General features: G+C 57.8%; 7 protein-coding genes. 1 reads left to right on the forward strand and 6 read right to left on the reverse strand.

Annotated features, from left to right (window positions below; translation table 11 throughout):
- The 5 genes from BA066_06905 to BA066_06925 form a co-directional block, all read right to left on the reverse strand.
- Window positions 1-987 (reverse strand): hypothetical protein (locus BA066_06905; GenBank protein ID RDD52959.1); only part of this gene is annotated, 987 nt, incomplete at its 3' end.
- Window positions 988-1,069: 82 nt separating this feature from the next.
- Window positions 1,070-1,525 (reverse strand): 30S ribosomal protein S15, encoded by a 456-nt coding sequence (locus tag BA066_06910; GenBank protein RDD52960.1) that lies wholly within the window; start codon window positions 1,523-1,525, stop codon window positions 1,070-1,072.
- A gap of 41 nt (window positions 1,526-1,566) precedes the next feature.
- A complete protein-coding gene (locus BA066_06915) occupies window positions 1,567-2,178 on the reverse strand; it encodes a non-canonical purine NTP pyrophosphatase (protein RDD52965.1) in 612 nt (203 codons plus the stop codon).
- Entirely contained in the window at window positions 2,178-2,762 is a 585-nt protein-coding gene (locus BA066_06920; protein ID RDD52961.1) for a Kae1-associated kinase Bud32, read from the reverse strand. The genes BA066_06915 and BA066_06920 overlap by 1 nt, the downstream gene beginning before the upstream one ends.
- Window positions 2,753-3,421, reverse strand: a complete 669-nt coding sequence (locus BA066_06925; GenBank protein RDD52962.1) for a protein-L-isoaspartate(D-aspartate) O-methyltransferase — start codon at window positions 3,419-3,421, stop codon at window positions 2,753-2,755. The genes BA066_06920 and BA066_06925 overlap by 10 nt, the downstream gene beginning before the upstream one ends.
- 11 nt (window positions 3,422-3,432) lie before the next feature.
- Between BA066_06925 and BA066_06930 the strand changes: the two genes are divergently transcribed.
- Entirely contained in the window at window positions 3,433-3,843 is a 411-nt protein-coding gene (locus BA066_06930; protein RDD52963.1) for a DUF371 domain-containing protein, read from the forward strand.
- On the opposite strand, the gene BA066_06935 is transcribed toward BA066_06930, so the two are convergent.
- Window positions 3,844-4,365: a tRNA pseudouridine(13) synthase TruD gene (locus BA066_06935; GenBank protein RDD52964.1), complete on the reverse strand. Its 522-nt coding sequence runs from the start codon at window positions 4,363-4,365 to the stop codon at window positions 3,844-3,846.
- Between the last annotated feature and the right edge of the window lie 5 nt (window positions 4,366-4,370).

A 4,370-nucleotide genomic window follows, 5' to 3' on the forward strand; every position in this document is an offset into this window, starting at 1 on the left:
ACCCTCGTCTATGAAGGCCACCTTCCCAACTACCCTAGGCTTTATCTCATTGAGCAGCCTAGATAGGTAGCTCCTGTACTCCTGCTGAACCCCCACCACCCTGTTGAGCAGCTCCCCCCTGATGCCGGCCGCCATGAGGGCTCCCAAGTACCCCTTCCCCATCCTCCCGCAGGCGTTAAGCAGGGTCGAGAGGCTGGAGAGATCCCTGAGGGGGGAGCCCTTGGGCTCGGACAGGTTCACGTATATGTTGCCAACCAGGGACTTCGCTTTATCCAAGCTCTCCACCCTCTTAACTAGCTCGTTCATGAGCTCCCTCTTCTGCTCCTCCGTCAGATCGGATAGCGTGATCCACCTATCCCCTACCTTCATGGGTATACCCACGGACTCAACGAGGCTGAGGGCCCCGGCGGAGTCGTTCGAGACGCCCCTTATGAAGGGATCCACGGTCCTCTCAAGGGAGGCGACCAGTGGGTAATCCGGCCCCCCGAAGAGCCTTATATCCCTCTTCACCTCGATCAGCCCCCTCTCCACGGCCCACCTCAGTATCAGGCCGTTCAACCCCCTGAAGCCGCCGTTCTCCTGAGCATCCCCTATCGCGCCGACTAGGGCCAGGGGGGCCATCGATTCCTCCCTGAATAGCTCCCTGTGCACAAGGAAGCATATGCCTGAGGAGCTTACCTCCTCGTCCCCGTTTATGCCGTCCAAGAAGGGGTTCAGAAGGATGACCCCCTTGGTATCGGATGACGGTCTGTGGTGATCTATCACGAAGATCCTACCATTAAGAGAGCTCAGGAGCTCGAGTTCCCCAGATCCCAGGTCCAGGAAGAGGTAGGTTCCATAGCTTCCGTTCTTCAATTCCTCAATGAGGGATTCGCTCAAGTACTTCACCACGCTCAGGTGGAAGGGGACCCTCAGCCTCCTGAGGGCGGATATCATTATGCCCGCGGAGCTCAGGCCATCGGCATCCAGGTGTGAGATCACCCTCACATGGGAATCTCTTAAAGCTGAGTAGAGTTCTTTGGTAAAATTTCTGACCCTAGAAAGGAAAAGGGTATTTGGATCTTCCATTTCAGACGGCATAGAGCTCCGCTAGCTCCGGGCTGTAGCTCCAATCCGGCGGAAGCTTACCCACCCTCTTGTAGTACTTCGCTAGCCTGTTTATCTTAGATTCAGTGAGTATCAGCCCCCTCTTTGCATGTAGATCCTTTTTGTGCTCCTCCAGGTGCTTCCTTATCCTGTAGGCCTTGTTTATGAGCGCCATGAGGTCCTCAGGGATCCTAGGGGCGGCGCCAGCCTCCTCTAGTATCTCTGTCACCTTCTTTCCCACTACCCTCTTGACGAGGGGGACGCCGTACTCGTCCCTGAGTATCATCCCTATCTGGCTCGGGGGAATCCCTCTCCTCCCCAGCTTGGCGACAAGTTCCTCTATCTCCTCCTTACTCATCGGGACCCAGTCCAGAGGAACTGATTTGGGTGGTCTCTTCGATTCAGATTTACCCCTCTTCCTGCTGTGCATCCTAGCCATGTTTACGCACCTCGCTGCAGGAGCGTGCCTCATTTTTAATCCTATCGATGAGGGCCCCGGGCCCCCTCACCCGGGTGGCTCGGGCCGATTGCGGGCCCGAGGAGCTGGAGGTTCCTCTCCAGGAACTCCCTCAGCCTCCTGCAGGAGGCACCCCTGTGAGAGAAGAGGTCCTTCCTCTCCCCCAACTCACCGTAGGTCAGGCCCCCTGATCCCTCAGGGATGAATATGGGGTCGAATCCCCAGCCGCCTCCCCTCGCCTCCTCCGCTATGCTTCCCCTGACCCTTCCCTCGAACACCTCGATCCTTCCGTGGATGTTCAGAGCTATCAAGGAGATGAAGGAGGCGCCCCTCTCCTTGACACCCTCCATCAGCCTCAGTATCCCCTGATTCCCGATCTTCCTGAAGACGTATGATGAGAAGGGACCCGGAAATCCTCCAAGGGCGTCTATGAAGAGACCCGAGTCCTCCATGAAGAACGGCCTCCTCAGGTAGGGGGAGAGCCACTTGGCGGAGGTCACCACTATCCCCTCCAGGTCCTCCCCCTGAGGCTCAAGGTAATCAACCTTGACGAACCTCAGGACCAGAAGGTCCGAGAGCATCCTCCTGAACTCCTCGTACTTATGCGAGTTTGATGAGACGAAGTGAAGTTCGATCACTTGTACCTACCCCTGGCCTCCACCTGCTCAAGCCTCCTTATTACGCGTTCCGCCATATCGCAGGTCGAGTATCCCCTCAGGAAGGACTCCCAGAGACCCTCCCATTCCTCCGTTATCGATTTCAGGGACCTCTTCAGGACGTAAAGGTCAACGGCGTAGCTCTCCACATCGTGAGTGTACTCGGCCAGCCCGAAGTCAAGCAGACATATCCCTCCGGCCGTGATGAGAGCGTTGTAGGGTGTGAGATCGTTGTGAGCTATGTTGGATCTGTGGAGCCTGCATGAGGCCAGTCCGAAGGCCAGCATGCTATCATCATCTATAGAGTCGGCCATCCTTACTCCTGGAACGTACTCCATCATTATCGAGTCCCCCCAGACGTCTATCACAGCCGGGACCGGGACTCCCCCCAATCTGGCCCTCCTCATGAGTCTCGCCTCCTTCCTCGTCCTAGTTATCCTGAGGAGCCTGTCGAGCTCCTTCGCCCTGTAGCCCTTGCTGATCCTCCTCTTTATCACCACGGGTATCCCCATGAACTCCGTCCTGTAGAGCTCGGCCTCTGCCCCCCTGTAGATTAGCTCCATCCGTACTTCCCCCTCAGGGGAACGAACGCCACCTCAGTCACCTTCCTCTTGAAAATCCTTCCTCCTGACTTCTCGATGACGAGCAGGTCCTGCCCCCAGAGGCCGGGGCTGCCCACCGGGATGACCATCTTCCCCCCTTCCTTGAGCAGTTCCAGCAGGGGTGGTGGTACGCCCGGGGCCGCGGCCGTCACGACTATCCTATCAACCTTCTCCCTCAGGGGGAGACCCGAGCTCCCATCAAAGTTTATGACGTGAACCCTGGAGGAGTAACCGGCAGCCTTGAGGTTGTTGTACGCCAGGGTGGCCAGCCTGGGGTTTATCTCCACCGTCAGAACGGCCCCCCACCTCGAGACGGGGGCATCGCTGGGGGCGACTATCTCTGCTATGGTCGCCGCGTGATATCCGCTGCCGGAGCCGACCTCCAGCACGAGCTGCCCCACCTCCAGATCCAGGAGCTCGTTCATCATGAAGACCATGTGGGGGGCGCTTATCGTCTGATCGTCACCTATTGGGAGGGGGATGTCCTCGTAGGCCATCCTCCTGTACCTCTCCGGCACGAACATCTCCCTCCTCACTCTCTCCGCCGATCTCCTGACCTTCTCCGTCTTTATAACCCCCATCCCGACCAAGCGCTCGACCAGCCTGCGGTGCGGATCCATCGGGTGATACCGTGATCGAGGAGATATTAGCTTACGGTCATCCCAACATAAGGGCCACTCACAGGACCACGATGGAGGTCACCAAGGAGGAGGAGATAGGTCCCAGGGCCGATTGCGTGATAGGGGTTAGGGCCAACAAGTCCGTCAGGGATCTCGGAGAGGCCGTCAGGAAACACCTCATGGAGGGAGGTGAGATATGCGTTGTGCTCCTGGTTGGGGACATGGAGTTCAGGCTGAAAGCTCAGGGAAGCAGGGACCTCAAGCTGAGCAATGCCAGGGATTCCGTGTTGAGGAAGTCCACTTACATAGATGACAGGACGCTCGCGATAAGGGCGACGGCCTCCTCCCGGGATTTACCCAGGGAGATGGTGAGGCGCCTCAGGAACCGCGGGACCCAGCTGGTCCTGGCGATAGCGTTCTGATCAGATGAAGCCCTGCCCCACGGGATCCTCAGGCTTCAAGATCTCCCTGAGGTAGGATGTCGCATACGATCCGGATTCTAGGAAGAAGGAAAGCGTGACCATTCCATTTCTCTCGAAGAATCTGAGACTACTGACCTCGCAGATGGCCTTCCTGAAGTCTCCGAGCGCGCTTATCTCAGGGAGCTCCCTAAATATGAACATCTCCCCCTTTATTCCCTCCTCCCTCATCAGGGCCCCCAGCTCCTCGCCGAGCCATCCCCCCTTCGCCCTCGTGAAGGCCCCGGGGAGGGGGAGGAGGAGCTGCCCTTCCTCCGGGTGCATCGATATCTCACCGCTCTCCTTGAGGATGAAGTCCCCCTCCTCGGCGGAGAGTCCGTGGATCAGTCTCCTGGAGAGGAGGACGTTGAAGAGGTAGGATTGGTAGGAGTGCACGTAGAACCTGATCAGATCAGAACCGATTATTTCTGAGAGCCTTTTGAGGCTCCTGGCACCCTCTGTCCTGTAGCCCTGCCTCTCCATCATGTCGC

The sequence above is a fragment of the Candidatus Korarchaeota archaeon NZ13-K genome, assembly GCA_003344655.1.
Taxonomy (GTDB): domain Archaea; phylum Korarchaeota; class Korarchaeia; order Korarchaeales; family Korarchaeaceae; genus Korarchaeum.